Annotated in this window: 23 protein-coding genes; 15 read left to right on the top strand and 8 right to left on the bottom strand. The window is 56.0% G+C overall.

Annotated features, from left to right (window positions below):
- Positions 1-38: 38 nt before the first annotated feature.
- The 3 genes from mtnN to L350_RS08530 are packed head-to-tail and all read left to right on the top strand — an operon-like array spanning position 39 to position 2186.
- Complete coding sequence (gene mtnN, locus L350_RS08520; RefSeq protein ID WP_003856223.1) at positions 39-737, top strand: 5'-methylthioadenosine/S-adenosylhomocysteine nucleosidase; 699 nt, start codon at positions 39-41, stop codon at positions 735-737.
- Positions 730-1539 carry a vitamin B12 ABC transporter substrate-binding protein BtuF gene (gene btuF, locus L350_RS08525; protein ID WP_032625562.1) on the top strand — a complete coding sequence of 270 codons (810 nt, stop codon included), beginning with the start codon at positions 730-732 and terminating at the stop codon, positions 1537-1539. The genes mtnN and btuF overlap by 8 nt, the downstream gene beginning before the upstream one ends.
- Positions 1540-1562: 23 nt before the next feature.
- A complete protein-coding gene (locus L350_RS08530) occupies positions 1563-2186 on the top strand; it encodes a TRIC cation channel family protein (RefSeq protein ID WP_003856227.1) in 624 nt (207 codons plus the stop codon).
- 57 nt (positions 2187-2243) lie between these two features.
- On the opposite strand, the gene erpA is transcribed toward L350_RS08530, so the two are convergent.
- Together erpA and clcA are read right to left on the bottom strand one after the other, a co-directional pair.
- A complete protein-coding gene (gene erpA / locus L350_RS08535) occupies positions 2244-2588 on the bottom strand; it encodes an iron-sulfur cluster insertion protein ErpA (RefSeq protein WP_003856230.1) in 345 nt (114 codons plus the stop codon).
- 85 nt (positions 2589-2673) lie between these two features.
- Positions 2674-4074, bottom strand: coding sequence for a H(+)/Cl(-) exchange transporter ClcA (gene clcA, locus L350_RS08540; RefSeq protein WP_022647097.1), 1401 nt, complete (start codon positions 4072-4074; stop codon positions 2674-2676).
- A 177-nt stretch (positions 4075-4251) separates the two neighbouring features.
- On the opposite strand from clcA, the gene hemL reads away from it, so the two are divergent.
- Positions 4252-5532 (top strand): glutamate-1-semialdehyde 2,1-aminomutase, encoded by a 1281-nt coding sequence (gene hemL, locus L350_RS08545; protein ID WP_022647096.1) that lies wholly within the window; start codon positions 4252-4254, stop codon positions 5530-5532.
- Positions 5533-5626: 94 nt separating this feature from the next.
- On the opposite strand, the gene fhuB is transcribed toward hemL, so the two are convergent.
- The 6 genes from fhuB to hrpB form a co-directional block, all read right to left on the bottom strand.
- Complete coding sequence (gene fhuB / locus L350_RS08550) at positions 5627-7609, bottom strand: Fe(3+)-hydroxamate ABC transporter permease FhuB (RefSeq protein WP_032625558.1); 1983 nt, start codon at positions 7607-7609, stop codon at positions 5627-5629.
- Complete coding sequence (gene fhuD / locus L350_RS08555; protein ID WP_032625556.1) at positions 7606-8496, bottom strand: Fe(3+)-hydroxamate ABC transporter substrate-binding protein FhuD; 891 nt, start codon at positions 8494-8496, stop codon at positions 7606-7608. The genes fhuB and fhuD overlap by 4 nt, the downstream gene beginning before the upstream one ends.
- Complete coding sequence (gene fhuC, locus L350_RS08560; RefSeq protein ID WP_022647093.1) at positions 8496-9293, bottom strand: Fe3+-hydroxamate ABC transporter ATP-binding protein FhuC; 798 nt, start codon at positions 9291-9293, stop codon at positions 8496-8498. Before fhuC ends, fhuD begins: the two co-directional genes overlap by 1 nt.
- Before the next feature lie 50 nt (positions 9294-9343).
- A complete protein-coding gene (gene fhuA, locus L350_RS08565) occupies positions 9344-11593 on the bottom strand; it encodes a ferrichrome porin FhuA (RefSeq protein ID WP_022647092.1) in 2250 nt (749 codons plus the stop codon).
- Between the two features lie 237 nt (positions 11594-11830).
- Positions 11831-14356 (bottom strand): bifunctional glycosyl transferase/transpeptidase, encoded by a 2526-nt coding sequence (mrcB, locus tag L350_RS08570; protein ID WP_023305460.1) that lies wholly within the window; start codon positions 14354-14356, stop codon positions 11831-11833.
- 197 nt (positions 14357-14553) lie between these two features.
- Positions 14554-16983, bottom strand: coding sequence for an ATP-dependent helicase HrpB (gene hrpB, locus L350_RS08575; RefSeq protein ID WP_032625554.1), 2430 nt, complete (start codon positions 16981-16983; stop codon positions 14554-14556).
- A 73-nt stretch (positions 16984-17056) separates the two neighbouring features.
- Here hrpB and thpR point away from each other — a divergent pair, with 73 nt between their 5' ends.
- From thpR to L350_RS08630, 11 genes are all read left to right on the top strand, one after another.
- Positions 17057-17611, top strand: coding sequence for an RNA 2',3'-cyclic phosphodiesterase (gene thpR, locus L350_RS08580; RefSeq protein WP_032625550.1), 555 nt, complete (start codon positions 17057-17059; stop codon positions 17609-17611).
- Entirely contained in the window at positions 17601-18305 is a 705-nt protein-coding gene (gene sfsA / locus L350_RS08585; RefSeq protein WP_032625548.1) for a DNA/RNA nuclease SfsA, read from the top strand. Before thpR ends, sfsA begins: the two co-directional genes overlap by 11 nt.
- A gap of 176 nt (positions 18306-18481) precedes the next feature.
- On the top strand, positions 18482-18937 hold the full coding sequence (gene dksA / locus L350_RS08590; protein WP_001155232.1) for an RNA polymerase-binding protein DksA: 456 nt from the start codon (positions 18482-18484) through the stop codon (positions 18935-18937).
- 59 nt (positions 18938-18996) lie between these two features.
- The gene (gluQRS, locus tag L350_RS08595) at positions 18997-19887 is read left to right on the top strand and encodes a tRNA glutamyl-Q(34) synthetase GluQRS (RefSeq protein ID WP_032625546.1); all 891 of its coding nucleotides are present in this window, start codon (positions 18997-18999) and stop codon (positions 19885-19887) included.
- Between the two features lie 42 nt (positions 19888-19929).
- Positions 19930-21327: a polynucleotide adenylyltransferase PcnB gene (gene pcnB, locus L350_RS08600; RefSeq protein WP_071892880.1), complete on the top strand. Its 1398-nt coding sequence runs from the start codon at positions 19930-19932 to the stop codon at positions 21325-21327.
- Positions 21324-21803, top strand: coding sequence for a 2-amino-4-hydroxy-6-hydroxymethyldihydropteridine diphosphokinase (gene folK, locus L350_RS08605; protein WP_032625542.1), 480 nt, complete (start codon positions 21324-21326; stop codon positions 21801-21803). The genes pcnB and folK overlap by 4 nt, the downstream gene beginning before the upstream one ends.
- 123 nt (positions 21804-21926) lie before the next feature.
- On the top strand, positions 21927-22718 hold the full coding sequence (gene panB, locus L350_RS08610; protein WP_022647086.1) for a 3-methyl-2-oxobutanoate hydroxymethyltransferase: 792 nt from the start codon (positions 21927-21929) through the stop codon (positions 22716-22718).
- Between the two features lie 11 nt (positions 22719-22729).
- Positions 22730-23581 (top strand): pantoate--beta-alanine ligase, encoded by an 852-nt coding sequence (gene panC, locus L350_RS08615; protein WP_022647085.1) that lies wholly within the window; start codon positions 22730-22732, stop codon positions 23579-23581.
- A gap of 31 nt (positions 23582-23612) precedes the next feature.
- Positions 23613-23993, top strand: coding sequence for an aspartate 1-decarboxylase (gene panD / locus L350_RS08620; RefSeq protein WP_032625538.1), 381 nt, complete (start codon positions 23613-23615; stop codon positions 23991-23993).
- A gap of 324 nt (positions 23994-24317) precedes the next feature.
- Entirely contained in the window at positions 24318-24929 is a 612-nt protein-coding gene (locus tag L350_RS08625; protein WP_023299349.1) for a fimbrial protein, read from the top strand.
- Positions 24930-25014: 85 nt separating this feature from the next.
- Complete coding sequence (locus tag L350_RS08630; RefSeq protein ID WP_022647082.1) at positions 25015-25758, top strand: fimbrial chaperone; 744 nt, start codon at positions 25015-25017, stop codon at positions 25756-25758.
- Positions 25759-25831: the final 73 nt, after the last annotated feature.

The following is a 25831-nucleotide window of genomic DNA, read 5'->3' as shown; positions in this document are numbered from 1 at the left end:
GACTATGCATCTTAACAAGGCACATCGCGAGTAAATCTATGAAAATCGGCATTATTGGTGCAATGGAAGAAGAAGTTACGCTGCTGCGTGACAAAATTGAGAACCGTCAGACCCTCTCCCTTGGTGGCTGTGAGATCTACACCGGCCAGCTGAACGGCGTTGACGTGGCTCTGCTGAAATCAGGCATCGGTAAAGTTGCAGCGGCACTGGGCGCGACCCTGCTGCTTGAGCGCTGCAAGCCTGACGTTATCATTAATACAGGTTCGGCGGGCGGTCTGGCGCCGACGCTGAAAGTGGGCGATATCGTGGTTTCCGACGAAGCGCGTTACCACGATGCAGATGTCACCGCATTCGGCTACGAATATGGTCAGCTTCCGGGCTGCCCGGCCGGGTTTAAAGCGGATGATAAGCTGATTGCCGCCGCTGAAAGCTGCATTAACGAGCTGAACCTCAATGCGGTGCGTGGCCTGATCGTCAGCGGCGATGCCTTTATCAACGGCTCTGTTGGTCTGGCGAAAATCCGTCATAACTTCCCGCAGGCTGTGGCCGTTGAGATGGAAGCCACGGCCATTGCGCACGTGTGTCATAACTTCAGCGTGCCGTTCGTGGTCGTTCGCGCGATCTCTGACGTGGCGGACCAGCAGTCCCACATCAGCTTCGACGAGTTCCTGGCCGTTGCGGCCAAACAGTCCACCGTGATGGTGGAAACCCTGGTGCAGAAACTGGCGCGTGGGTAAGGTGTCATTCAGGGCGCTGGTCGCCCTGCTTCTGCTCGCCCCGGCCTGGCTCATCGCCGCGCCGCGGGTGATCACACTCTCCCCTGCCAATACGGAACTGGCGTTTGCCGCCGGGATTACGCCCGTTGCGGTGAGCAGCTTTTCCGATTATCCACCCCAGGCCGCCCAAATCGAACAGGTTGCCACCTGGCAGGGAATGAACCTGGAACGCATCGTGGCGCTGAAGCCCGATCTGGTTCTTGCCTGGCGCGGTGGTAATGCCGAACGACAGGTGAACCAGCTCTCTTCGCTGGGAATAACGGTAAAATGGGTAGATGCGGTGAGCATCGAACAGGTGGCGCAAACCCTCCGTGACCTCGCGCCCTTCAGCCCTACCCCCCAACGCGCCGAGCACGCTGCACAGCAGATGCTCAACGACTATGCTGCGCTAAAAACCCGATACGGCACGCAACCGAAACAACGCGTTTTTCTGCAATTTGGCAGCCAGCCGCTGTTCACTACCGGGAAAGGTTCGATCCAGAACCAGGTGCTTGAGATCTGTGGAGGTGAAAATATCTTTGCCGAAAGCCGGGTCCCCTGGCCGCAGGTCAGTCGTGAGCAGGTTCTGGCGCGGCAACCGCAGGCCATTGTGGTGGTCGGAAATGCGAGCCAGATTCCTAAAATAGAACAATTCTGGCATCGGCAGCTTAAAATTCCGGTCCTCGCACTCAACAGCGACTGGTTTGAACGCGCCAGCCCGCGTATTATCCTCGCCGCAAAACAACTCTGCGCCGAACTGGCAGAGAGTCACTCAAACAGATAAATACCCTATTCGAGGATTTAACGATGCTCGTGTATTGGCTGGATATTCTTGGCACAGCCGTTTTTGCTATCTCCGGCGTTTTGCTTGCCGGAAAACTACGCATGGATCCTTTTGGCGTACTGGTGCTCGGCGTCGTTACGGCGGTAGGCGGCGGAACGATTCGCGATATGGCGCTAGCAAACGGCCCGGTATTCTGGGTAAAAGATCCAACGGATCTGGTGGTGGCGATGGTCACCTGCCTGTTAACCATCGTGCTGGTTCGTCAGCCTCGCAGACTACCAAAATGGATATTGCCAGTGCTGGATGCCGTCGGTCTGGCGGTCTTTGTGGGAATAGGCGTGAATAAAGCCTTTATTGCCGGGACTGGCCCGCTGGTGGCGATCTGTATGGGCGTGTTGACCGGCGTGGGCGGAGGGATTATTCGCGACATTCTGGCGCGAGAAGTCCCGATGATCCTGCGAACGGAAATCTACGCGACGGCCTGTATCATCGGGGGGATTGTTCACGCCACGGCGTATTACACCTTTGCTGTCCCGCTGGAAAACGCGGCGATGCTGGGGATGGTGGTAACGCTGGTGATCCGTTTAGCGGCGATACGCTGGCACCTGAAGCTGCCGACGTTTGCACTGGATGAAAATTCAAGATAGGTATCGTTTATAAGCCCGGTGGCGCTTCGCTTACCGGGCCTACAATTTGCATTCAGGTTAAATACTGAATGAAGAACCACACCCGCAGGTGCTGGTCGCATTCGGGTTAGTCACCACAAAGCGCGAACCTTCCAGACCTTCAGTGTAGTCCACTGAACCGCCCACCAGATATTGCAGGCTCATCGGATCAACCACCAGCGCGACGCCCTGTTTCTCGATAGTCATATCACCATCGTTAACCTGGTCGTCAAAGGTAAAACCATACTGGAAGCCACTACAGCCGCCGCCGGTAATATAAACACGCAGTTTCAGATCCGGATTGTCCTCGTCGGCAATCAGGGTTTTCACTTTTTTCGCTGCTGCTTCGGTAAATTCCAGCGGCAACGCTACGTCATCACTCATCTTATGCTCCCATGAATACTGCGACTGCTATTGGGTAAAAATCACCCAATTCTTTTTGTCATTATCTAATACCCTGGTAATTCATTCAAGTATTCTGCTTCAGGGCCTGTTCAGCTTCCTGTTTCGCCAGGGTACGGGCAAGAATGGTGGAGTATAGCGGTTTTCCACCCAGGAATTGGGCTAATAGTGTCGCGCCGAGGCAGGTAATGATCATTGGCAAAATGAGCTGGTAATTGTCGGTCATTTCCAGCACCAGCACGATCCCGGTCAGCGGCGCACGCAGGGAGGCCGCCAGCAGCGCCCCCATTCCCGCAACCGCAAACGTTCCCGCATCCAGATGGTAGGCCGGGAAGCCTGCCGCCGCCGCCATCCCGAACGCCGTACCCAGCAGCGTCCCCAGCGCCAGCATCGGGGCGAAAATGCCGCCCGGGGCACCAGAGGAGAAGCACAATACCGTGGTGATGACGCGTGAAATAAACATAAACAGCAGCAGGCCTACGCTGAAATTCCCCGCCGCGGCAATGGGAATCAGACCGAAACCGCCGCCCGCCGCATTCGGTTCGATAAAACCGAGGATCCCGCACACGCCACCAAGCAGGCCCCCCACCAGCACCCATTTCGTGGTATTTCCGCCATGGATGCGCTGAAACATATCCTGCGCCCGTAAAATCAGGGTGTTAAAAAGCGGGCCAACGACGCCAAAAATCATCCCAAGAATCAGATACAGCCACAAAGTATTGACCGGCGCATTAGTTAGCTTGCCAACTTCAATCACCGCCCCTTCGCCGTTAAAGACGCGAAAGACAATGCTCGACATAATCACGCCGGTAAACACCGCTTTAATGGAGATCAGGTTGTAGCGGAACTGGGCGCGCATCTCTTCAATGATAAACAGGATACCTGCCAGCGGCGCGTTAAACGCGGCAGACAGCCCGGCCGCCGCCCCCGTTGCCAGCAGCGTATGGCGCGCTTCGGCGCTGCGCATACGGAACAGATCGCCGACCATGCGCCCGACGTTACCGCCCAGCTGTACCGTTGGTCCTTCCCGACCGAGCACCATGCCCGCTCCGAGCGTTCCCATCCCGCCGATAAATTTCACAGGAAGCACGCGCCACCAGCGAACCGGGCGTAGCTCTTCCAGCGCCCCCTCAATTTCAGGGATCCCCGAGCCACCTGCTTCAGGTGCGAATTTACGCACCAGAAAATAGCCCACCATGGCAAACAGCGCCGAAAGGCCAAAGGCCCACACCCAGACCAGCCATTCACGATCCGCGAAGCTGGCGACGGTACCTATGCGCCAGTTGAGCACCGCATTGACGGCTTTCTCAAACGCGACGCCTACCAGCCCGGCCAGCGTGCCCACAACGGCGGCTGCCACCAGAATGGCTAACGGGGTTTTGTCACGGTTGAGCAGCCGCCGGATACTGACCCGGTGCTTCGCGCGCGTAAACTGTTGTTGTTCAAAAGAAGGCGTGTTCTCGTTCATTACCTGTTCTGTTTCGTCATACAAAAGGCCGCAGGGATTCTACCAGAGACAATCCCCTCGTCCCCTGAAAAATACTTAACAATTGTTAAGCCTTCTATGGGGCAAAAATTTTATAACCTCTTCCGAATCACTTAGAATAGTTGCCTTAACTCATTTCTACGAACCAGGAACGACGCCATGAGCAAGTCTGAAAACCTCTACAGCGCAGCCCGCGAGCTAATCCCAGGCGGCGTGAACTCACCCGTGCGCGCCTTTACCGGCGTGGGTGGCACCCCGCTGTTTATCGAACGTGCGGATGGCGCATATCTGTATGATGTGGATGGTAAAGCCTATGTCGATTACGTCGGCTCCTGGGGCCCGATGGTACTGGGCCACAACCACCCGGCGATCCGCAATGCGGTGATTGAAGCCGCTCAGCGCGGCCTGAGCTTCGGTGCGCCAACCGAGATGGAAGTCAAAATGGCGGAGCTGGTCACCGAACTGGTGCCAACGATGGACATGGTGCGTATGGTGAACTCCGGTACCGAAGCGACCATGAGCGCTATCCGTCTGGCGCGCGGTTTTACCGGCCGTGACAAGATCATCAAGTTCGAAGGTTGTTATCACGGCCATGCCGACTGTCTGCTGGTGAAAGCTGGTTCCGGCGCGCTGACCCTCGGCCAGCCGAACTCTCCGGGGGTGCCGGCTGATTTCGCGAAACACACGTTGACCTGCACCTATAACGACCTGAGCACCGTTCGCGCCGCGTTCGAGCAGTATCCGCAGGAGATCGCCTGCATCATCGTTGAGCCAGTTGCGGGCAACATGAACTGTATCCCACCGCAGCCTGACTTCCTGCCGGGCCTGCGCGCCCTGTGCGATGAGTTCGGCGCGCTGCTGATCATCGACGAAGTGATGACCGGCTTCCGCGTCGCGCTGGCGGGGGCGCAGTCATACTACGGCGTGGAGCCGGATCTGACCTGCCTCGGCAAAATCATTGGCGGCGGCATGCCTGTCGGCGCGTTCGGTGGACGTAAGGACGTCATGGACGCGCTGGCGCCAACCGGTCCGGTTTACCAGGCGGGTACGCTCTCCGGTAACCCGATTGCGATGGCGGCGGGCTTTGCCTGTCTGACCGAAGTGGCGCAGCCGGGTATCCACGAAACCTTGACGGACCGGACGACGCAACTGGCAAACGGTTTGCTGGAAGCCGCAGAAGATGCGGGTATTCCACTGGTGGTGAACCACGTGGGCGGGATGTTCGGGATTTTCTTCACCGATGCGAAAACCGTGACCTGCTATCAGGACGTGGTGAAATGCGACGTGGAACGCTTCAAACGCTTCTTCCACCTGATGCTGGAAGAAGGCGTGTATCTTGCCCCGTCAGCGTTTGAAGCGGGCTTTATGTCCGTGGCGCACAGCGAAGAAGATATCAATAACACCATCGACGCAGCGCGTAAGGTATTTGCGAAGCTGTAAAATGTGCGGCTTGATGCCCTCACCCCAACCCTCAGCCCACAGGGAGAGGGAGCAAACACTAAAACGGCAATCTAAGGATTGCCGTTTACTTTTATTACCGACTCTGCTTTCTCAACAGATAAATAAAGTAAGGCGCGCCGATAAAGGTCGACAGGAGGCCCGCCGGGATCTGATACGGGAACAGCACCATCCTTCCGCACCAGTCAGCAAAGACCAGGATCGCCCCGCCCGTCAGCGCAGAGATCACGATATGCGGCAAAGTCCTGCGGAAACCCATCATACGGGCGATATGCGGCGCCATTAATCCGACAAAACTGAGCGGGCCGATAGTCATGGTGGCCGTCGCCGTCAGGCACGCGGCCAGCAGCAACAGCGCAATGCGCGTTGGCGTCAGCGCCACCCCGACCGCGCGGGCGGTATCCCCACCCAGCGGCAGAATGGTCATCCAGCGGCGGCACAGCGGCACAATCGCCAGCAGCACGATCATCACAATCCCGGTATGCACCACCTGACTGCCGGTGGCGTTGTATGTTGAACCGGAAATCCATGTCAGGATCTGCGCCATGCGCGGATCGCCGCTCGCCTGCAACATCATCAGCAGCATAGTAAACGCGGTGCTGAGCGCCATCCCGGCCAGCAGCATGCGGTGAGGTGAGAAACCACCTCGCCCGGAGGCGATCAGGATAATCATCAGCGTGACTGCCGCACCGATACTCCCGGCAGGCATCAGCCAGCCGAACGCATTTCCCGGTACGAGGAACAACATCAACACTACGCCAAACGCGGCCCCGGAGCTGATCCCTAATACTTCCGGGCTTGCCATCGGGTTGCCGGTGAGACGCTGGATAATACAGCCCGCCACCGCCAGCATGACGCCCGCAATCAGCGCGGAGAAAATCCGCGGCCAGCGCCACTGCATGAGTTCATGCAGCAAATCCCCCGTTGCCCAGTGCCAGCCCGTGGCGTCGCGTCCCAGCGAGAGTGCGGCAAACGAGGCGATAACCAGCACTGCCAGCCCGGCAAGGCTGAACCACACCACCGACTGACGCTCGGCATGCACTTTATCGCCGGCATCCATCGCCGGAGCGCTAATGCTGCGCAGGCGCGGCAGCAGCCACAGCAGCAGCGGCGCGCCGATCAGGGCCGTCACCGAGCCCGTGGAAACTTCCATCCAGACGCGCGCCAGCCAGAGAATGAGCTGATCGGAAAGCCAGAGTATCAGCGCACCAATCAGCGGCGCCAGCATCAGACGCGCCAGCAGACGGCGCGCGCCGAGCATTTTTGCCAGCAATGGCGCAAACAGGCCGATAAACCCGATGATGCCGACGGCGTTAACCAGTAACGCGCTCAGCACAATCGCCAGGGTCAGGGCCGCCAGACGGGCCAGCGACAGCGCCAGCCCGAGATTGCGCGCCACGCCGTCATCGAGGCCCATCAGCGTGAGCGGACGCAGCAGCAGCAGCGTCAGCACCACGCCGCCAAACAGCTGCGGCCACAGGCGCTGGACGATACTCCAGTCGGTCTGGGTGAGCGTGCCGGTACTCCACATAAACATGCTTTGCAGCTGGTCGTGGTGAAACAGCACCAGCAGCTGGTTGATCGCCCCACAGTAGAGGCTGACGACCAGCCCCGCGAGGATCAGCGTGACCGGTGAGAGACGTTTTCCCCAGGCTACGCCAAAGACCAGCGCACCGACCACGCATGCGCCTGCCAGCGCGGCAAACTGCGAGGTTAACGCTCCCGGCAGGGTCCAGAGCGTGGTGATGGTGATCCCCAGCTGAGCCCCCGTCGCCACGCCCAGCGTGGTTGGCTCCGCCAGCGGGTTACGTAGCACCTGCTGAAACAGTACACCCACCAGTCCCAGTCCCGCCCCGACCAGCAGGGAGATAGCCAGACGCGGCAGCAGGCTGTAGTGAAACAGCATTTGCTGAATATTGTCGATATCCGGTGCGGCAAACGCGGCTGCCCACTGATCGCGCGGTAATGCCGTGGTCAGGTTAAAGCCGGTTAATGCCAGGGCAGCCAGAAAAATGAGCGCTAACAGTAACATCGGGAAACGGGCCATACGCGTGCTCATGCCTTGCCTCCCAGTGCATTGTCCAGCACGCGGGCAAAATGCATGGCCGACAGCGTCGCGCCGTAGAACCATACCGCTGGCGCGCGCAGGAAGCGCTGCTCGCGGACGAACGGCATTGCCTGCCAGAGCGGAGTCGCCATCAGGGTTTGCATTTCGCGCTCATTGCCGTGGTCAAAGCACAGCACGTCCACATCACGAAACGCCGCCAGACGGTCAATACCCACGGCGGTACTGCCCCAGAATGTCATCTCGCCTTCCCAGGCATTGCGAATGCCAAAGCTGTCGAGTACTTCCTGGAACAGACAGTTATTTCCAAAGACCAGCATATGGCGGGCATCCAGCAGGGTCACCATCAGCAAAGGCCGATCGCCACGGTGGGCAAAGCGCGGCTTGAGGGAATCAATCAGCGCATCAAATTCATCGAGATGTTTTTTCGCCTCAGCCTCACGGTTGAGGAACTGCGCCATCTCGTGGATGGAATTTTTTGCCATGGTCAGCGGCTTTTTACCGTCGCTAAAGGAAAAGCCCCGTCCGGGCGCAATCTTCGCCATGATCTCTTCCGACGGGCCATACCCCGCAGACCAGAATAAATAAGACGGTTTCATCTGGGTGAGAAGCTCAAGGTTCGGCTCCGTACGCAGACCGATGTCGATGACGGAGTCCGGCAGTTTTGGCTCATTCACCCACAGGGTGTAGTTGGGAATATCGGCCACGCCGTAAGGCGTCACGCCCAGCGCCATCATCAGTTCGACGGGCAACCACTCCAGCGCCACGATGCGGTGCGGATCGACTGCGGCAGCGCGGGCCGGGCCCATCTTTAACAGCAGCGTTGAGAGTGCCATGGCCGTCAGCAGGCGACGGCGGCTAATTAATGTTGGATCCAGCATCAGTAGACAAAGCTCACGGGTGCAGCCCCGGCCGGGTGAGGCAGAATGCCCATAGGAATACCGTAGATATGTTCCAGCGTTTCGCTGCGCATCAGTTCGGCAGGCGTACCCTGAGCGATCATTTCACCGCCGCGCAGCGCTACCAGATAGTCGCAGTAGCGTGCCGCCATGTTGATATCATGCAGAACGGCAATCACAGTCAGGCCGCGCTGCTGGCTTAAGCGATGCACCAGCGCCAGGACGTCAACCTGATGAGCAATATCCAGCGCTGAAGTGGGTTCGTCGAGCAGCAGGCAGCGGCTGTCCTGCGCTACCAGCATCGCGATCCATGCGCGCTGACGCTCGCCACCGGACAGGCTATCCACCAGACGGTGCGCCAGCGGTTTTAACCCAACCAGCGCGATCGCCTCTTCCACTTTCTCTCTGTCAGCAACGCCAAAACGCCCGAGCGCACCGTGCCACGGATAACGTCCAATCGCCACCAGCTCGCGCACCGTCATCCCCTCCGCCTGCGGCAACTGCTGCGGCAGATAGGCCACCTTGCGGGCAAAGGCCTTACTGCTCCAGCTCGCCAGCGGCTGGTCATCCAGCAGAATGTCGCCCTCGGACGGCGGCTGATGACGGCCCAGCATCTTCAGCAGCGTCGATTTACCGGAACCATTGTGCCCGATTAAACCGGTCACTTTACCTGCGGGAAACGTCAAAGAGAGCGGATGCAGCAAGGTGCGCCCGGGTACGCGAAAGGAGAGATTGTTGAGCGTGAAGGTGGAGTCGGATTGCGTTTTAGTATCCTGCATGTCAGCCAACTTAAATAAAAAGGGCACGGCGAACCGTGCCCATAAAGAGGTTAGAAGCGGAAGGTCGCCGTGGCAACAACCTGGCGTTCAGCACCCCAGAAGCAACCGTAGGTGTTGAAGCAGCTTGCAACGTACTCACGATCGAACAGGTTGTTCACGTGAAGCGCGACGTTTGAGCCGGCCATGCCTACACGCGCCAGATCGTATCTGACCAGTGCATCAACCAGCGTATAGCTTCCAACAGTGAAGCTATTCGCCGGGTCACCTTTGCTGGAGCTGGTGTAACGCACACCAGTACCCAGCGTCAGGCCAGACAGCGGGCCATCAAACATCGTGTAATCACCCCACACGGATGCCATATGTTTTGGCACCTGCGCCGGTGTGTTGCCTTTGTAGTTAGTGTCGGTGGTGTATTCAGCATCGGTATAGGTATAAGAACCTACAACGTTAACGCTTGCAGAGAGCGCCGCTTTCGCTTCCAGCTCTACGCCACGGGCGCGGATCTCACCGCCTTCAACGGAGAAGAATGAGCCCGCCGGGTCAGCCATCAGGTTGTTGGTTTTGGTCAGCTGATACACTGCACCGGTGATCACGATCGGACGATCGTTCGGCACGTATTTCACGCCCGCTTCGTACTGCTTGCCTTTAGACGGTGAGAACAGTTTACCCTGAGCATCGGTCTGTGAAGCCGGTTCAAAGGATTCGCTGTAGCTGAAGTAAGGGGTTACGCCGTTATCGAACAGATAGTTAACGCCGCCACGCCAGGTAAACTGGGTATCATCACGTTTGGAGGTGGTATTCAATACACGGTTGTAGGACTCCTGATCGGCCCAGTCGTAACGGCCGCCTAGAGTAACCAGTACTTTATCCCACTGCGCCTGATCCTGAACATACAAACCGGTCTGTTTCTGACGGTTGAGGATCTGATATGCACCGGAGGTTGCAGGATCTTTTGAGCCAAAATCGAAATCGCTGCTTACCGGATTGTAGAGATCCAGCAACGGTACCGAGTCGTCATAGCCAAACCAGGAGTTGATATCATTGCGCATACGCATAAAGTCAACACCAGTCAGCAGGATATGGTCTACCTGCCCGGTCGCAAATTTGCTCTGCAACTGAGTATCAACGGTGAAGTTTTGCAGTTTTTCATTATCAACAACATATTTACGTGCCAGATAATGACCTTTATCGGCAGGAGCTAACGCAGCACACTGTTTGCTGCCGCTATTTGCCGGATCGGTACATACACCGTAGCCGTAAACGCTGTTTTGCGAGGTTTTATTCTCGGCAAAACGCAGGTTCTGACGCACGGTATAGGTGTCGTTAAATTCGTGGTCGAAGCTATACCCAACCATTTTCTGGTTACGGGAATAGGTATTGTTCTTCGCACCTTCGTTGAAGTCCGTCGACAGACGATCACCGTTTGGCAGCGGATCGACCGTTCCCTCTTTTGGCAGCCAGCCGTAATAGCCTGTTTCAGGCTCGTTCTGGAAGTAGGAAAGGAAAGTGAAAGTCGTTTTATCATCCGGACGCCAGGAGAAAGATGGCGCGATGGCATAACGCTGCTCGCCTTTATTTTCCTGCTGTGCGTTGTTAGAACGCGCAACCCCCGTCAGGCGGTAGGAGTAAACGCCGTCATCGTCGATGGCATCGCTGAAGTCAAAGCCGGTCTGGAACAGGCTGTCAGTACCAGCTTTAAACTGGATCTCTTTCAGCGGCTCTGTTGTTGGACGCTTACTCACCATGTTCAGCAGGCCACCAGGGCTGCTTTTTCCGTACAGAACGGAAACCGGACCGCGCATGATTTCAGCGCGCTCCAGCATATAAGGATCAATCACCGCGTCGTTATAGAAGTTGCCCTGCATCTTCATACCGTCGAGGTAGTTGTTCTGGCTCTGACCATCGGCCGCGAAACCGCGAATAACCAGGTAGTCGTAAGTATTAGAAGCACCACGGGTGCCTACCGCAACGCCCGGGGTATAGCTCAGAGCTTCTTTAACGGAACGTGGCTGATGCAACGCCATCTCTTCGGAAGTTACCACAGAAATAGACTGTGGAACCTTTTGAATTGGCGTGTCTGTTTTGGTTCCAGTCGCAGAATGGCGAGCAGCGATAGTCGCAGCAGGACCCCAGGCACTTTCCTGTGCAGCCGGTGCGGCAGTCACGGTGATGGTTTCTTCTTTCTTGGGGGTTTCAGCGGCTTGTGCATAAGCAGACATGCCGGCAACCGCTGTGGCTACGACGGCTGCGATTTTACGCAGCGACGTGTTAATTGGCTGAGCAGTATTGGAAAGCGCCATGATGGATCTCTGATGAAAAAGGTGAATGATAACGTAAACGAGAATTATTATTATGACCGCAGAATAATATGCGAAACGCTGACGGCATAGCAAGCGATATGCGGCCCTACAAGAATTGAGGGTTTAAGAAATAATCAACGGAAAACGGGTCGTTAATAAGGATTGAAAACAGGGTTAAGGAAATGAGTTGCTGAGGTGAAAAAATACCCCCTTCCAGGGAAGGGGGTGTCATAAGGGCTAGTTGCCGCCGAACATATCCTTGATCCAGCCGGCGACGCCGTCGCTGTCTTTCTTCTCTTCTTGCTGCTGCGGCTGTTGCTGCTGCGGCTGCTGAGGTTGAGAAGACTGATCGAACGGGTTACCTGTCGGTTCTTCTGGCTGGCTTTGCTGGCACAGCGCATCCGGGTTGGTCGTCCAGACCGGCAGCGAACGCACGCCGCCGCCACAGATGAAGTTACCCGAGCTGTCCACGCCCATATCGACGATATCTTCCGGGGCAACGAGGTTCAGCGGCACCGGAGACTGATTTGCCAGATAACGCTGGTAAATCGACATCGCGCCGCTCGCACCATACAGTTTGGTCGGCTGGTTGTTATCGCGACCCACCCAGGTGATCACCACTTCACGACCATCAATACCGGCGAACCAGGTATCGACGTTGTTGTTGGTAGTCCCGGTTTTACCCGCCAGATGCAGACCAGGATACTTCGCCCCCAGCTGACGCCCGGTACCGCGCTGGACCACCTGCTGCATGGTCCACAGCGTCATATAGGCCGCCTGCGCCGGAACAGCGCGCTCCGCCTGCGGGAAGCTCTGATACAGCACGGAGCCATCTTCGGCAATCACCGAACGCAGGGCGGAGAGCGGAGCACGGTTACCGCCGCTGGCGATGGTCTGGAACGCCTGGGCCACTTCGATTGGCGTCAGGTTAAGCGCCCCCAGGATCATCGCTGGCACAGGGTGCAGCTGATCTTTCGGTACGCCCAGCTTCTGCCAGGTGTCGGTGATGGCGGGGAGGCCCAGCGCCATGCCGAGGTTAACAGTCGGCACGTTCATCGAGCGGGTTAACGCATCCACCAGCATCACCTGGCCGCTGAACTGCTTATCATCGTTCTGCGGAGACCACACCTGGCCGTTAGGCTGGCGCAGGGAGATTGGCGCATCGGCAATCCAGGTGTTCAGTCGATAGAGATTCGGCTGGCTCAGCGCGGTCAGGTAGGTTGCCGGTTTTGCCAGAGAACCAATCGAACGACGCGCCTGCATCGCGCGGTTATAGCCCGCATACTGCGGCTCGGCGCCGCCCACCATGGCGCGAACTTCGCCGGTGTTGCGATCAACTACCACCATCGCGGTTTCCAGATCGCTCAGCTTACGCTGCTTCTTCAGAACCGGAATACCTTCAACCGCCGCTTTTTCTGCCGCATCCTGCGCCACGGAGTCAAAGGTGGTGAAGATCTTCACCCCGGAGAGATCTTTCACTTTATCTCCGAGCTTAGACTGCAACTCCTGACGTACCATCTGCATAAAGGCAGGCTGCGGAGAGATCACCCCACCGCGCGGCTGAACGCCCAGCGGACGCGCGCTCAGCATGTCGTACAGCTCCTGGTCAATCACCTGCTGTTGTTGCAGCAGACGCAGCACCAGGTTACGACGCTCCAGCGCCAGTTTCGGGTTACGCCACGGGTTGTAGATCGACGCGCCTTTTACCATGCCCACCAGCAGCGCCTGCTGGTCAAGGCTCAGCTCTTCTACCGGACGGCCAAAGTAGTACAGGCTCGCCAGCGGGAAGCCGCGGATCTCGTTATCGCCGCTCTGACCGAGGTACACCTCGTTCATGTACAGCTCAAGAATACGATCCTTGCTGTAGCGCGCATCCATCAGCACGGCCATGTACGCTTCGTTGGCTTTACGCCAGTAAGAGCGCTCGCTGGAGAGGAACAGGTTTTTCACCAGCTGCTGGGTCAGGGTACTCGCCCCCTGCACCGTACGCCCCGCGGTCAGGTTCGCCAGTACCGCACGACCAATGGAGTAAAGGCTAATACCGTCGTGCTCGTAGAAGTGGCGGTCTTCGGTTGCCAGCAGGGTATCCACCAGCAGATCCGGGAAGCCGTTACGCGCCACGAACAGGCGCTGTTCGCCGTTTGCGGACGACAGCATGGTGATGAGACGTGGATCGAGACGGAAGAAACCGAACTGGCGATCGTTATCCATGTTCTCAATGGTTTCCAGGCGATCGCCGTCAAAGGTCAGACGCGCGCGCACCTGCCCCTCTTTACTGTCCGGGAAGTCGAACGGACGGCGGATCATCTCAATGCTTTTCGCCTGGACGGTAAATTCACCCGGACGGGTCATTTTCGTGACCTGACGATACTGCGTGGCTTGCAGCAGCTTCACCATCTCATTCTTGCTGATGGACATGTCCGGCTCAAGGTTCACCATGCGGCCGTACACTGCCGCAGGCAATTGCCAGACTTTCCCGTCGATACGGCTGCGGATCTTCTGATCCAGATAAACGCCGTAAATCGCGATCAGGACAACAAAAACAATAAACAGCTTCAGCAGCAGCCAGAACCAGCCGCGCTTACCACGAGGCTTACGCCCTTTGCCTTTCCCTTTACGCGGCATCGGTTCTTCATCCTCATAATCGTCTTCATAGTCATCGTCATACTCCTCATCTCTGAGGCGACGACGGCTTACCTTTTCTTTCGCCGGACGCGTCGGCTTTCCCTTACGTCCTATTGGCTCGCGGTCATTCCCCGCCATGCTTTTTCTCCGCAACATTCAGGCGCAAAGGCCAGATTTTCTTATCTTGCACAGGTCAGTGAAAGAAGAAATCTCTCAAAATAAACAGCAAGACTTTCCTGACAGGAAAGTCTTTAGTGTTTTCTCCCTCTCCCTGTGGGAGAGGGCCGGGGTGAGGGCATCAGGCCGCACTTTCCCTTTCAGGCCGCACTCCCCCATTACGAATATTTCTTCGTGCGCCGTGTCGGCGCGGTATTCGCCGGATCGTCCGGCCAGACGTGTTTGGGATATCGCCCCTTCATCTCTTTCTGCACTTCACGATAGCTCCCCGCCCAGAACGCCCTCAGATCGCGGGTGATCTGCAAGGGACGATGCGCAGGCGAAAGCAGCTCAAGCACTAACGGCACGCGCCCTTCAGCGATGGACGGCGTGGTGGCCTCACCAAACATCTCCTGCATCCGAACCGCCAGCGCTGGCGGATTATCCTCATGATAACGAATGGCAATCCGACTCCCGGTTGGCACAGTGTAATGCCCAGGCAGTTCACTATCCAGACGTTGACGTAACGACCAGTCCAGTAAATTCTGTAACGCTGCCTTAACATCAAGCGCCTTAAGGGCGCGCAGGGAGTGTACGCCGCTCATCTGCGGCAACAACCACTGTTCAAGCGTCGCGAGCAGCGTCTCATCATCCACCGCTGGCCACCCCTGTTCCGGCAGCCACTTCGCGGCGCAGTGCAGACGTATACGATATTGTTCAGCCTCAGGCGTCCAGTTCAATCCGCTCAGCCCTTTTTCCCGAATGCCGTTCAGCATCGCCTGGTGTAACTCTTCCTCCGACGGCTTAGCCAGCGGTTTTGTCCCGAGCGTCAGTTTGCCAATCTGGCTACGACGGAACGCCTTCAGCGTGCCCTGGGCATCATCCCATTCGACGATGTCAGATTGCTGAAGCAGCTGCGGGCAGGCACGCGTCAGGGCGTCAATATCTACGGCAACCGCCTGCAAGATGCGCGCATCCGGGGAGTGACTGCCCTGGAGTAAGAGCGGCGCGATCAGCCATTCATGACGCGTCAGAGCATCATCGCTGTCCAGCATCGCGCCCATCCCATTTGCCAGTTGATAACGACCATCAAGCCCGCGACGGCGCGCGATTCTGTCCGGGAAGGCCTGGGCCAGAAGAGGGATAACTTTATCGCTGTCAGGCGATCCTCCCCGGCTCTTCAGACGGTGACACAACTGCTGCGCGCGCTGTTGCCAGTTTCCCTGCTGGCGTGAAAAGGCCTGTCCCAGATCGCTGCTGCCACCGCGCGGCGGCTCCTCAAGAATAGCCGCCAGTTTTGCCGCCGTGGCAATTTCATCGTCGCCCTGTGCTGCCACCAGCATCGTAGCCAGACGCGGATCATTGCCCAGCGCCGCCATTTTCTGGCCGCGCGCCGTCAGTCGCTCGCCTTCCAGCGCGCCAAGCTGGGTCAGCAGGCTGCGCGCGGCGGAAAGGTTCACAACAGGCGGAGGATTAAGCCATGTGAGCTGGTCAGGGTCCGGGCAGCCCCACTGCATCAGATCCATTACCAGCCCGGAGAGATCGCTTTGTAAAATCTCAGGCGTACTCTGCAATGCCGCACGCTCCGCCTGCTCGGCGCTGGTTAAATGCAGGCAAATACCCGGCTCAAGACGCCCTGCTCGGCCTGCGCGCTGCACCATTGAGGCCTGGCTGATGCGCTGCGTCAGTAGCCTGGTCAGCCCGGTACGCGGATCAAAACTGGCCACCCTCTCCTGCGTACTGTCCACCACCAGGCGAATGCCTTCGATGGTCAAACTGGTTTCGGCGATATTGGTCGCCAGTACCACTTTGCGCTGCCCCGCCGGTGCGGGAAGGATCGCCTTACGCTGGTCAGCCAAATGCAGCGCGCCGTAGAGCGGGCACAGCATAACGTCACTGCTCACCCTGGATGCCAGTTGCTCCTGTACGCGCTGGATTTCGCCTACGCCGGGTAAAAACAGCAGCAGCGAGCCGGGTTCCTGACGGAGCAATTCGGCGGTGGCGATGGCAACGGCTTCGTCAAAACGCTGATGGGCAGGCAGCGGCTGATAGCGGCGCTCGACCGGGAACGCACGCCCTTCAGAGGAGATCATCGGCGCGTCAGGGAGCGTCTGCCGGAGCCGCTCGTTATCCAGCGTCGCCGACATAATCAGCAGCCGAAGGTCGTCGCGCAGCCCCTGCTGAACGTCGAGCAGCAGCGCAAGGGCCAGATCGGCCTGGAGGCTGCGCTCGTGAAATTCATCAAGGATCACCAGCCCGACGCCGCTCAGCTCCGGATCGTTTTGCAGCATACGGGTGAGAATGCCTTCAGTGACCACCTCCAGCCGCGTAGACGGGCCAATGCAGGTTTCGGCGCGCATCCGGTACCCTACCGTCTCGCCCGGTTTTTCATTCAGCAGTTCCGCCAGGCGCTGCGCCACATTGCGCGCCGCCAGCCTGCGCGGTTCCAGCAGGATAATTTTCCCGCTGATGCTCCCCTCGCGCAGAATTTGCAGGGGCAGCCAGGTGGATTTACCCGCTCCGGTGGGCGCGCTGAGCAAAACCTGTGGCGCATGTTCTAAGGCTGCGAGAAGCTCAGGAAGGACGACGGCGACGGGCAAAGAGGACACTTACGGCTCCAGAGGGTTAACATTAATCGGCGTACATTGTAGCATCGGCGCATATCATTACCGAGTCTTGCGCATGTCTGAGTCAAAACGGCTATTCTTCGCCATTGAATTACCCACCACGCTTCAACGGCAAATTGTTCGCTGGCGCGCCAGCCACTTCCCCGCGGAAGCGGGCCGCCCTGTCGTCGCCGCCAATATGCACCTGACGTTAGCTTTTCTTGGCGAGGTGAGCGCAGAAAAGCAGCGCGCGTTAAGCGCAATGGCCGGACGCATTTCTCAGCCGGGTTTTACGCTGCATCTTGACGATGCCGGGCAATGGCTGCGCTCTCGGGTGGTCTGGCTGGGGACGCGGCAGCCCCCCCGCGGACTGCTCCAGCTCGCCAACATGCTGCGGGCGCAGGCCGCGCGCAGCGGCTGTTATCAGAGCCCGCAGCCGTTTCATCCCCACATTACCCTGCTGCGCGATGCGGGTCAGGCTGTTGCCATCCCGCCACCGGGCTTTCACTGGTCCTTTCAGGTGAATGAATTTGCCCTATACGAATCTGCCTTTGTACAAGGACGCACCCGCTACACTCCGCTCCAGCGCTGGTCGCTGGGCGACACGTTAAGGAATCCTGATGAAGTTTAGCCCTGCACTCCAGCCCGCCACGCTGATCCAGCGTTACAAACGCTTTCTCGCTGACGTGATCACGCCTGAGGGCGAAACGCTCACGCTGCATTGTCCTAACACCGGCGCCATGACCGGTTGCGCCACGCCGGGTGACACGGTCTGGTATTCCACATCAGAAAATACTAAACGCAAATATCCTCATACCTGGGAAATGACCGAGACGCAAAGCGGGGCATTTATTTGCGTTAATACCCTGCGCGCAAATCAGCTGGTTAAGGAAGCCCTGACAAATGGAATCCTTCCTGAACTGGTGGGTTACGGCACGCAAAAAAGCGAAGTGAAATATGGCGATGAAGGCAGCAGAATTGATTTTATGTTACAGGCGGAAGACCGCCCTGAGTGCTATATTGAAGTGAAATCAGTGACGTTAGCGGAAGAGGAAAACGGCTTCTTTCCGGATGCGGTAACGCTACGTGGCCAGAAGCATCTGCGGGAGCTAATGAGTGTAGCGGCGGCGGGCAAGCGCGCCGTGTTGCTGTTTGCGGTTCTGCATTCAGCCATTGAACGGTTTTCCCCGGCCCGTCATATTGATCCTAAATACGCGCAATTGTTGAATGAGGCACAAAAGCAGGGGGTAGAGATTTTCGCTTATAAAGCGGAACTTTCTGCCGATAATATGACTCTGAGATCCTCTCTTCCCATTGTCCTATAAGGGATTAGACGATTGACTAATAAGTGTTCTGGCCGCGTGCGCAAATACGCTTTTCCTCACAGGGTTGTCAAGTGTTACGTTTAGATAATTGCCATACGGAAAAGCATCTGCTATTTATAGCGACCTGATTTTTCCCCCAACACGGGGATCGATAGTGCGTGTTAAGGAGAAGCAACATGCAAGAAGGGCAAAACCGTAAAACATCGTCCCTGAGTATTCTCGCCATCGCTGGGGTGGAGCCGTATCAAGAGAAGCCGGGCGAAGAGTATATGAACGAAGCCCAGCTGTCGCACTTCAAGCGTATTCTTGAAGCATGGCGTAATCAACTCAGGGATGAAGTCGATCGCACCGTTACACATATGCAGGATGAAGCTGCTAACTTCCCGGATCCGGTCGACCGTGCCGCTCAGGAAGAAGAGTTCAGCCTCGAACTGCGTAACCGTGACCGCGAGCGCAAACTGATCAAAAAGATCGAGAAAACGCTGAAAAAGGTCGAGGACGAAGATTTTGGCTACTGCGAATCCTGCGGTGTTGAAATCGGTATTCGTCGTCTGGAAGCGCGTCCAACAGCCGATCTGTGCATCGACTGTAAAACGCTGGCAGAAATCCGCGAAAAACAGATGGCTGGCTAACGCCTTCCCTCTCACTACTCTGCTAAGGCGGGAGTTTCTCCCGCCTTGTTACCGTTGCTATGTCTGAATCTCACTATATCGGGCGCTTTGCGCCATCTCCCTCCGGTGAATTACACTTCGGCTCATTAATTGCCGCGCTCGGCAGCTACCTACAGGCTCGCGCCCGTCAGGGTAAATGGCTGGTTCGCATTGAAGATATCGATCCTCCGCGTGAAGTTCCCGGTGCGGCAGAAACTATTCTGCGTCAGCTGGAACATTACGGTCTTCACTGGGACGGCGACGTACTCTGGCAGTCTCAACGCCATGATGCCTACCGTGAACGTCTGGCGTGGCTTGCTGAACAGGGCCTTTCCTATAACTGCACCTGCACGCGTGCGCGAATTCAGAGCGTGGGTGGCGTTTACGACGGCCACTGCCGTACGCGGCACAACGGCCCTGAGAATGCCGCCGTACGGCTGATACAGCGCGCTCCGGTGACGCAGTTTACCGATGCCCTCTCAGGAACCATTCAGGCGGATGATCGTCTGGCGCGTGAAGATTTTATTATTCACCGTCGCGATGGCTTGTTTGCCTATAACCTGGCGGTGGTTGTCGATGACCATTTCCAGGGCGTCACGGAAATCGTGCGTGGGGCGGATTTGGTTGAGCCTACCGTGCGGCAAATATCGCTTTACCAGCAGTTTGGCTGGACGGTGCCGGATTACATCCATCTGCCGCTGGCGGTCAATGAACAGGGGAGTAAGCTGTCAAAACAGAATCATGCCCCGGCGCTGCCTGACGGCGATCCGCGCCCGGTATTGATCGACGCGCTGCGATTTCTCAACCAGAATGTAACGCAGGAATGGCAGGATCTGAGTCTGGATGAATTGCTGAAAACGGCCATTGCTGACTGGACGCTTATGGCCGTGCCAAAAATCCAGCATTCTCAAATGCGTTGCGCTGAGCTATGATTAGCCGCTTTTTTGATAACAAAACACACTACGAGGTGTACTATTTTTACCCGAGTCGCTAATTTTTGCCGTAAAGTGCTGAGCCGCGAAGAGAGCATGGCGAATGATGCTATTGCACAGCCACACATGTCGGTCATTCCGCGTGAGCAGCACAATATTTCCCGCAAAGATATCAGTGAAAATGCCCTCAAGGTGCTCTATCGTCTGAATAAAGCAGGCTACGAGGCCTATCTCGTCGGCGGCGGGGTGCGCGATTTACTGCTGGGCAAAAAACCAAAAGATTTCGACGTGACGACCAGCGCCACGCCTGAACAGGTGCGTAAATTATTCCGCAACTGCCGTCTGGTTGGCCGCCGTTTCCGTCTGGCGCACGTGATGTTTGGGCCGGAAATTATTGAAGTGGCGACCTTCCGCGGTCACCACGAAGCGGGCATCAACGATCGCACAACTTCCCAGCGCGGCCAAAACGGCATGCTGCTGCGCGACAACATCTTTGGCTCTATTGAAGAAGATGCTCAGCGTCGCGATTTCACCATCAACAGCCTTTACTACAGCGTGGCGGATTTTACCGTGCGCGATTACGTCGGCGGTATGCAGGATCTGAAAGACGGCCTGATTCGCCTGATCGGCACGCCGGAAACGCGCTATCGCGAAGATCCGGTCCGGATGCTGCGCGCCGTGCGTTTTGCCGCCAAGCTAAACATGCGTATCAGCCCGGAAACCGCAGAGCCGATCCCGCGCCTGGCGACGCTGATTAACGACGTCCCCCCTGCCCGTCTGTTTGAGGAGTCGTTAAAGCTGCTCCAGGCAGGCTACGGGTTTGAAACCTACAATTTGCTGCGTGAATACAACCTGTTCCAGCCGCTGTTCCCGACCATTACCCGGTACTTCACCGAAAACGGTGACAGCGCAATGGAGCGGATGATTGCACAGGTGCTGAAGAACACGGATACCCGTATTCATAACGATATGCGCGTGAATCCGGCGTTCCTGTTCGCGGCCATGTTCTGGTATCCGCTGCTGGAAACGGCGCAGCGCATTACCCAGGAGAGCGGCCTCGCCTATTATGATGCGTTCGCGCTGGCGGCAAACGACGTGCTGGACGAAGGCTGTCGCACGCTGGCGATCCCGAAACGTATTACCACGCTGGTGCGTGATATCTGGCAGCTTCAGCTGCGTATGTCCCGCCGTCAGGGTAAACGTGCCTGGAAACTGATGGAGCATCCTAAGTTCCGCGCCGCGTTCGATTTGCTCTCTCTGCGTGCTGAAGTCGAAAGAAACCAGGAGCTACAGCGCCTGGCGCAGTGGTGGGGAGAATTTCAGGTCTCTGCACCACCGGAGCAAAAAGATATGCTCACGGATCTCGATGACGAGCCGGCACCGCGCCGTCGTCACCGTCGCCCGCGCAAGCGCGCGCCGCGTCGTGAAGGCACAGCATGACCCTTGCGTATATTGCCATCGGCAGCAATCTGGCCTCTCCGCTTGAGCAGGTTAACGCTGCCGTTCAGGCGCTGGGGGAGATCCCGCAAAGCCGTATCGTGGCGGTCTCCTCCTTTTACCGTACGCCCCCGCTCGGCCCGCAGGATCAGCCTGATTATCTGAACGCCGCCGTGGTGCTGGAAACAGCCCTTGACGCAGAAACGCTGCTGGATAATACCCAGCGTATTGAGCTACAGCAGGGTCGCGTACGTAAAGCCGAACGCTGGGGACCGCGCACGCTCGACCTCGATATTATGCTTTTCGGCCACAAGGTGATTAACACCGAGCGCCTCACCGTTCCGCACTATGACATGAAAAACCGTGCGTTTATGCTCTGGCCACTGTTTGAAGTCGCCCCCGATCTCACCTTCCCTGACGGCACCTCGCTGAACGCCGTTCTGCAAAGCCTCAACGCGGAAAAACCGGTCCGCTGGTAATCCCGTGTCACCCCCGATTAGCCATGTGTCAAATATGGTTAATCGATTGCCTAAAATCATTGTTCCCTCGAATGTTACTGTTAGAATGCGCAAAGATCCGCTTTTGGGCCATCAGGAAACAGTATGAAACCAACTACCATCTCCTTATTGCAGAAATGCAAACAGGAAAAGAAACGCTTCGCCACTATCACCGCGTATGACTACAGCTTCGCAAAACTGTTTGCCGAAGAAGGGATCAACGTCATGCTGGTCGGAGACTCGTTAGGGATGACGGTACAAGGACATGATTCTACTCTGCCGGTCACGGTCGAGGATATTGCTTACCATACCCGCGCCGTGCGCCGGGGTGCGCCCGCCTGCCTGCTACTTTCCGATCTGCCGTTTATGGCGTATGCCACCCCGGAACAGGCCTTTGAAAATGCGGCAACTGTGATGCGCGCCGGCGCCAATATGGTCAAAATCGAAGGCGGCGACTGGCTGGTCGATACGGTGAAAATGCTCACCGAACGGGCCGTGCCAGTTTGCGGGCACTTAGGGCTGACGCCGCAATCCGTGAATATCTTTGGCGGTTATAAAGTTCAGGGGCGTGGCGATGCGGCGCAGACGCTGTTTGATGATGCCCTGGCGCTGGAAGCCGCTGGTGCACAGCTGCTGGTGCTGGAGTGTGTGCCGGTTGAGCTGGCTAAGCGTATCACTGAGGCGCTCTCGATTCCGGTGATCGGCATCGGCGCGGGCAACGTCACCGATGGCCAGATTCTGGTCATGCACGACGCCTTCGGGATCACCGGCGGTCACATTCCAAAATTTGCTAAAAATTTCCTGACAGAAGCAGGCGACATGCGTGCTGCTGTGCGGCAGTATATTGCCGAGGTTGAGTCCGGCGTTTATCCGGGCGAAGAACACAGTTTCCATTAAGGAGTCCAGGTGTGCTAATCATAGAAACTCTGCCGCTGCTGCGCCAGCATATCCGCCGTGCACGTCAGGAAGGTAAACGTATCGCCCTCGTCCCGACCATGGGCAATCTGCACGACGGCCATATGAAGCTGGTCGATGAAGCGAGAGCCCGTGCAGATATCGTGGTAGTCAGTATCTTCGTTAACCCGATGCAGTTCGATCGCGAAGACGATCTGGCGCGCTATCCACGTACCTTGCAGGAAGATTGCGAGAAGCTCAAAAAACGTCATGCGGATATCGTCTTCGCACCGGCCCCCGCAGATGTTTATCCTCAGGGTACCACTGAAGCGACCTACGTTGACGTACCGGGTATTTCGACCATGCTGGAGGGTGCCAGCCGTCCGGGCCATTTCCGCGGCGTTTCCACCATCGTCAGCAAGCTGTTTAACCTGGTGCAGCCGGACATCGCCTGCTTTGGCGAGAAAGATTTCCAGCAGCTGGCGCTGATCCGCAAAATGGTTGCCGATATGGGCTACGACATAGAGATTGTCGGCGTGCCGATTGTACGTGCGAAAGATGGCCTGGCGCTTAGCTCCCGTAACGGCTATCTGACTGCGGAACAGCGTAAAATTGCGCCAGGCTTAAGCAAAGTCATGAATACCATGGCAGAGCAACTGCTGGCAAAAGAATTAACCGCAGAAGAAATCATCGCTCTGGCTGAACAGGCGCTGAACGAGAAAGGTCTTCGTGCTGACGACGTTCAAATTCGGGATGCCGATACGCTTCTGGAACTCTCAGATACCAGCAAACGTGCGGTAATTCTGGTGGCGGCTTGGCTCGGCCAGGCCCGCCTTATCGACAACAAAGTGGTTGAACTGGCGTAGTTTTACTACCCGGAAGTGAAAGGTAAACGTAATGATTCGCAAAATGCTACAAGGTAAGCTTCACCGTGTGAAAGTCACCCAGGCCGACCTGCACTATGAAGGCTCCTGCGCGATCGACCAGGATTTTCTCGACGCGGCGGGTATTCTCGAAAACGAAGCTATTGATATCTGGAACGTTAATAACGGCAAACGCTTTTCAACGTACGCGATTGCCGCTGAACGCGGGTCTAAAATCATCTCCGTTAATGGGGCAGCGGCGCACTGCGCGGACGTGGGTGATATCGTCATTATTGCCAGCTTTGTGATGATGTCTGACGAAGAGGCACGTCGCTGGCAGCCAAAAGTGGCATACTTTGAAGGCGATAATGAAATGAAACGTATTGCGAAGGCAATTCCGGTTCAGATTGCCTAAGCCAATAGTACTGTTATAAATTACCCGACAAATAGGTTGGGTAATTTATACATAATTAAAATGAATAGCGTTCTTTTTATATATTTTTATTAATATATTCAAGTCACCCTGCCGAACACCTGCTCATCAAAATGATGAACAATTATTATCATTCACTATTAAATAATCATATTGACTTAAAGATCGTTTAAGTATTTCTAACGCCTAACGGCTTCTCACAACCATTACTCATCACTTAGAATCCTTTTCCCGAAGCATCTGTTCGGAACGAACATAAGCCTTGCTTATGTTCACTTTTCTAGCATTTAAATATGGATATAAAAAATGTCTTTTAATAAATTAGGTCTGGCAACTGTAGTAGCAATGGTTCTGAGTGCGGGTTCTGCAATGGCAGCTGATATTCCTTCAGATACAGGCACTATTACTTTCCACGGTATGGTTTCTAATAACACCTGTAAAGTATCCCTGGATCAGAAGATTGACCAGGATGGTAATGATTTTGACGTTAACCTGGATACCGTGTTTGTAAAAGACTTCGCTAATGCGCTGGGTACCACCAGCACCCTGGGAGAAAAGAAATTCTCCCTCACCCTGACAGGTTGTGATTCTGCTACCGTCAACCAGGCATCTGCTCAGTTTGATTCCTGGGCGGGTTCTTCTTCAACTTCCGGCGGTCTGCTGGTTCCACCATCAAATACTCAAGGCGCCGCTAAAAACGTCAATCTGGTACTGTCAAACGATGGCAACTCCGCTACCGATCAGATCAAACTGGATCAGACCAACAATACCCAGAAAGCAACGATTGATACCACAGGCGCAGGCGCACTTTACTACCGTGTAGCGTATACCCAGGGTCAGAACTGGGATGCGGCCAACAACCCAGTGTCAGCTGGTGTGGTTCAGGCACAAGCTGCATTCACCATGATCTACGAGTAATTTTAAGCGCATAAATAAAATGCTCATATTATCCCCTGACGTACGTCAGGGGACTATTGATATCATTCCAACAGGAAGTGGAAAAATGTTAAGCACATCATTTTATAAAGGATTTAAAGCTGCCTGCTTTACAGCTGCTGCTGTCGCGTCATTCCAGGCAAGCGCAGATATCGTTATTTCGGGAACACGTATTGTTTATCAGCAGTCGCAAAAAGATGTCATCGTTTCTTTAGACAACCGTGGCAAAAAGCCACTATTAGTTCAATCATGGCTCGATGACGGTCGCGATGACACCAATCCACAGGAATTAAAACTACCGTTTATTATTACTCCACCAGTATCCCGAATTGATCCGCAAAAAGGTCAATCCGTTCGGATCTCGTACCTGGGTGGTTCATTGCCGCAAGATCGCGAATCCCTATTCTGGTTCAATGTGCTCGAGATTCCACCGAAGTCAAAAGTGAAAGACGGTGAAAATCCTAACCAGCTCCAGCTGGCATTCCGCACACGTATTAAACTCTTTTTCCGACCTGACGGCCTGAAAGGTACGCCAGGAGATGCAGCAGCCAAAGTAACGTGGTCACAACAAAAACAAGGTAATACGCTAAACCTGATCGCACACAATGATTCCCCTTACAACGTTTCTATTTCAAATGTAAAGCTGAAATCAGCAAATAAAGAGTACCAGGTTGAGCATAAATCTATTTTACCGTTTAGTACTCAAATTATGCAGGTAAAAGGTTTAGGTAGTACTGCCACCGGCACTGTTGCTTACGAAACCATTAATGACAATGGCGGCTCTGATACTTTTGAAAGCAAAGTAAATTAATAACCGCACCACCGCCACATTATAAATATAACACGTATGAATGATTCATAGCATTCATACGACGACTTGTCTG

Source organism: Enterobacter sp. MGH 4 (genome assembly GCF_000534735.1).
GTDB lineage: Bacteria > Pseudomonadota > Gammaproteobacteria > Enterobacterales > Enterobacteriaceae > Enterobacter > Enterobacter intestinihominis.
Note: the sequence above shows the minus strand (reverse complement) of the source record. Positions and strands in the feature narration are given on the sequence as shown.

Excerpts from the sequence above, each read along its gene's own strand:
- mtnN (WP_003856223.1), top strand. The coding sequence starts at position 39 with ATGAAAATCGGCATTATTGGTGCAATGGAAGAAGAAGTTACGCTGCTG.
- L350_RS08530 (WP_003856227.1), top strand. The coding sequence starts at position 1,563 with ATGCTCGTGTATTGGCTGGATATTCTTGGCACAGCCGTTTTTGCTATC.
- erpA (WP_003856230.1), bottom strand. The coding sequence starts at position 2,588 with ATGAGTGATGACGTAGCGTTGCCGCTGGAATTTACCGAAGCAGCAGCG.
- clcA (WP_022647097.1), bottom strand. The coding sequence starts at position 4,074 with ATGAACGAGAACACGCCTTCTTTTGAACAACAACAGTTTACGCGCGCG.
- hemL (WP_022647096.1), top strand. The coding sequence starts at position 4,252 with ATGAGCAAGTCTGAAAACCTCTACAGCGCAGCCCGCGAGCTAATCCCA.
- fhuB (WP_032625558.1), bottom strand. The coding sequence starts at position 7,609 with ATGAGCACGCGTATGGCCCGTTTCCCGATGTTACTGTTAGCGCTCATT.
- fhuD (WP_032625556.1), bottom strand. The coding sequence starts at position 8,496 with ATGCTGGATCCAACATTAATTAGCCGCCGTCGCCTGCTGACGGCCATG.
- fhuC (WP_022647093.1), bottom strand. The coding sequence starts at position 9,293 with ATGCAGGATACTAAAACGCAATCCGACTCCACCTTCACGCTCAACAAT.
- fhuA (WP_022647092.1), bottom strand. The coding sequence starts at position 11,593 with ATGGCGCTTTCCAATACTGCTCAGCCAATTAACACGTCGCTGCGTAAA.
- mrcB (WP_023305460.1), bottom strand. The coding sequence starts at position 14,356 with ATGGCGGGGAATGACCGCGAGCCAATAGGACGTAAGGGAAAGCCGACG.
- thpR (WP_032625550.1), top strand. The coding sequence starts at position 17,057 with ATGTCTGAGTCAAAACGGCTATTCTTCGCCATTGAATTACCCACCACG.
- sfsA (WP_032625548.1), top strand. The coding sequence starts at position 17,601 with ATGAAGTTTAGCCCTGCACTCCAGCCCGCCACGCTGATCCAGCGTTAC.
- dksA (WP_001155232.1), top strand. The coding sequence starts at position 18,482 with ATGCAAGAAGGGCAAAACCGTAAAACATCGTCCCTGAGTATTCTCGCC.
- gluQRS (WP_032625546.1), top strand. The coding sequence starts at position 18,997 with ATGTCTGAATCTCACTATATCGGGCGCTTTGCGCCATCTCCCTCCGGT.
- folK (WP_032625542.1), top strand. The coding sequence starts at position 21,324 with ATGACCCTTGCGTATATTGCCATCGGCAGCAATCTGGCCTCTCCGCTT.
- panB (WP_022647086.1), top strand. The coding sequence starts at position 21,927 with ATGAAACCAACTACCATCTCCTTATTGCAGAAATGCAAACAGGAAAAG.
- panD (WP_032625538.1), top strand. The coding sequence starts at position 23,613 with ATGATTCGCAAAATGCTACAAGGTAAGCTTCACCGTGTGAAAGTCACC.
- L350_RS08625 (WP_023299349.1), top strand. The coding sequence starts at position 24,318 with ATGTCTTTTAATAAATTAGGTCTGGCAACTGTAGTAGCAATGGTTCTG.
- L350_RS08630 (WP_022647082.1), top strand. The coding sequence starts at position 25,015 with ATGTTAAGCACATCATTTTATAAAGGATTTAAAGCTGCCTGCTTTACA.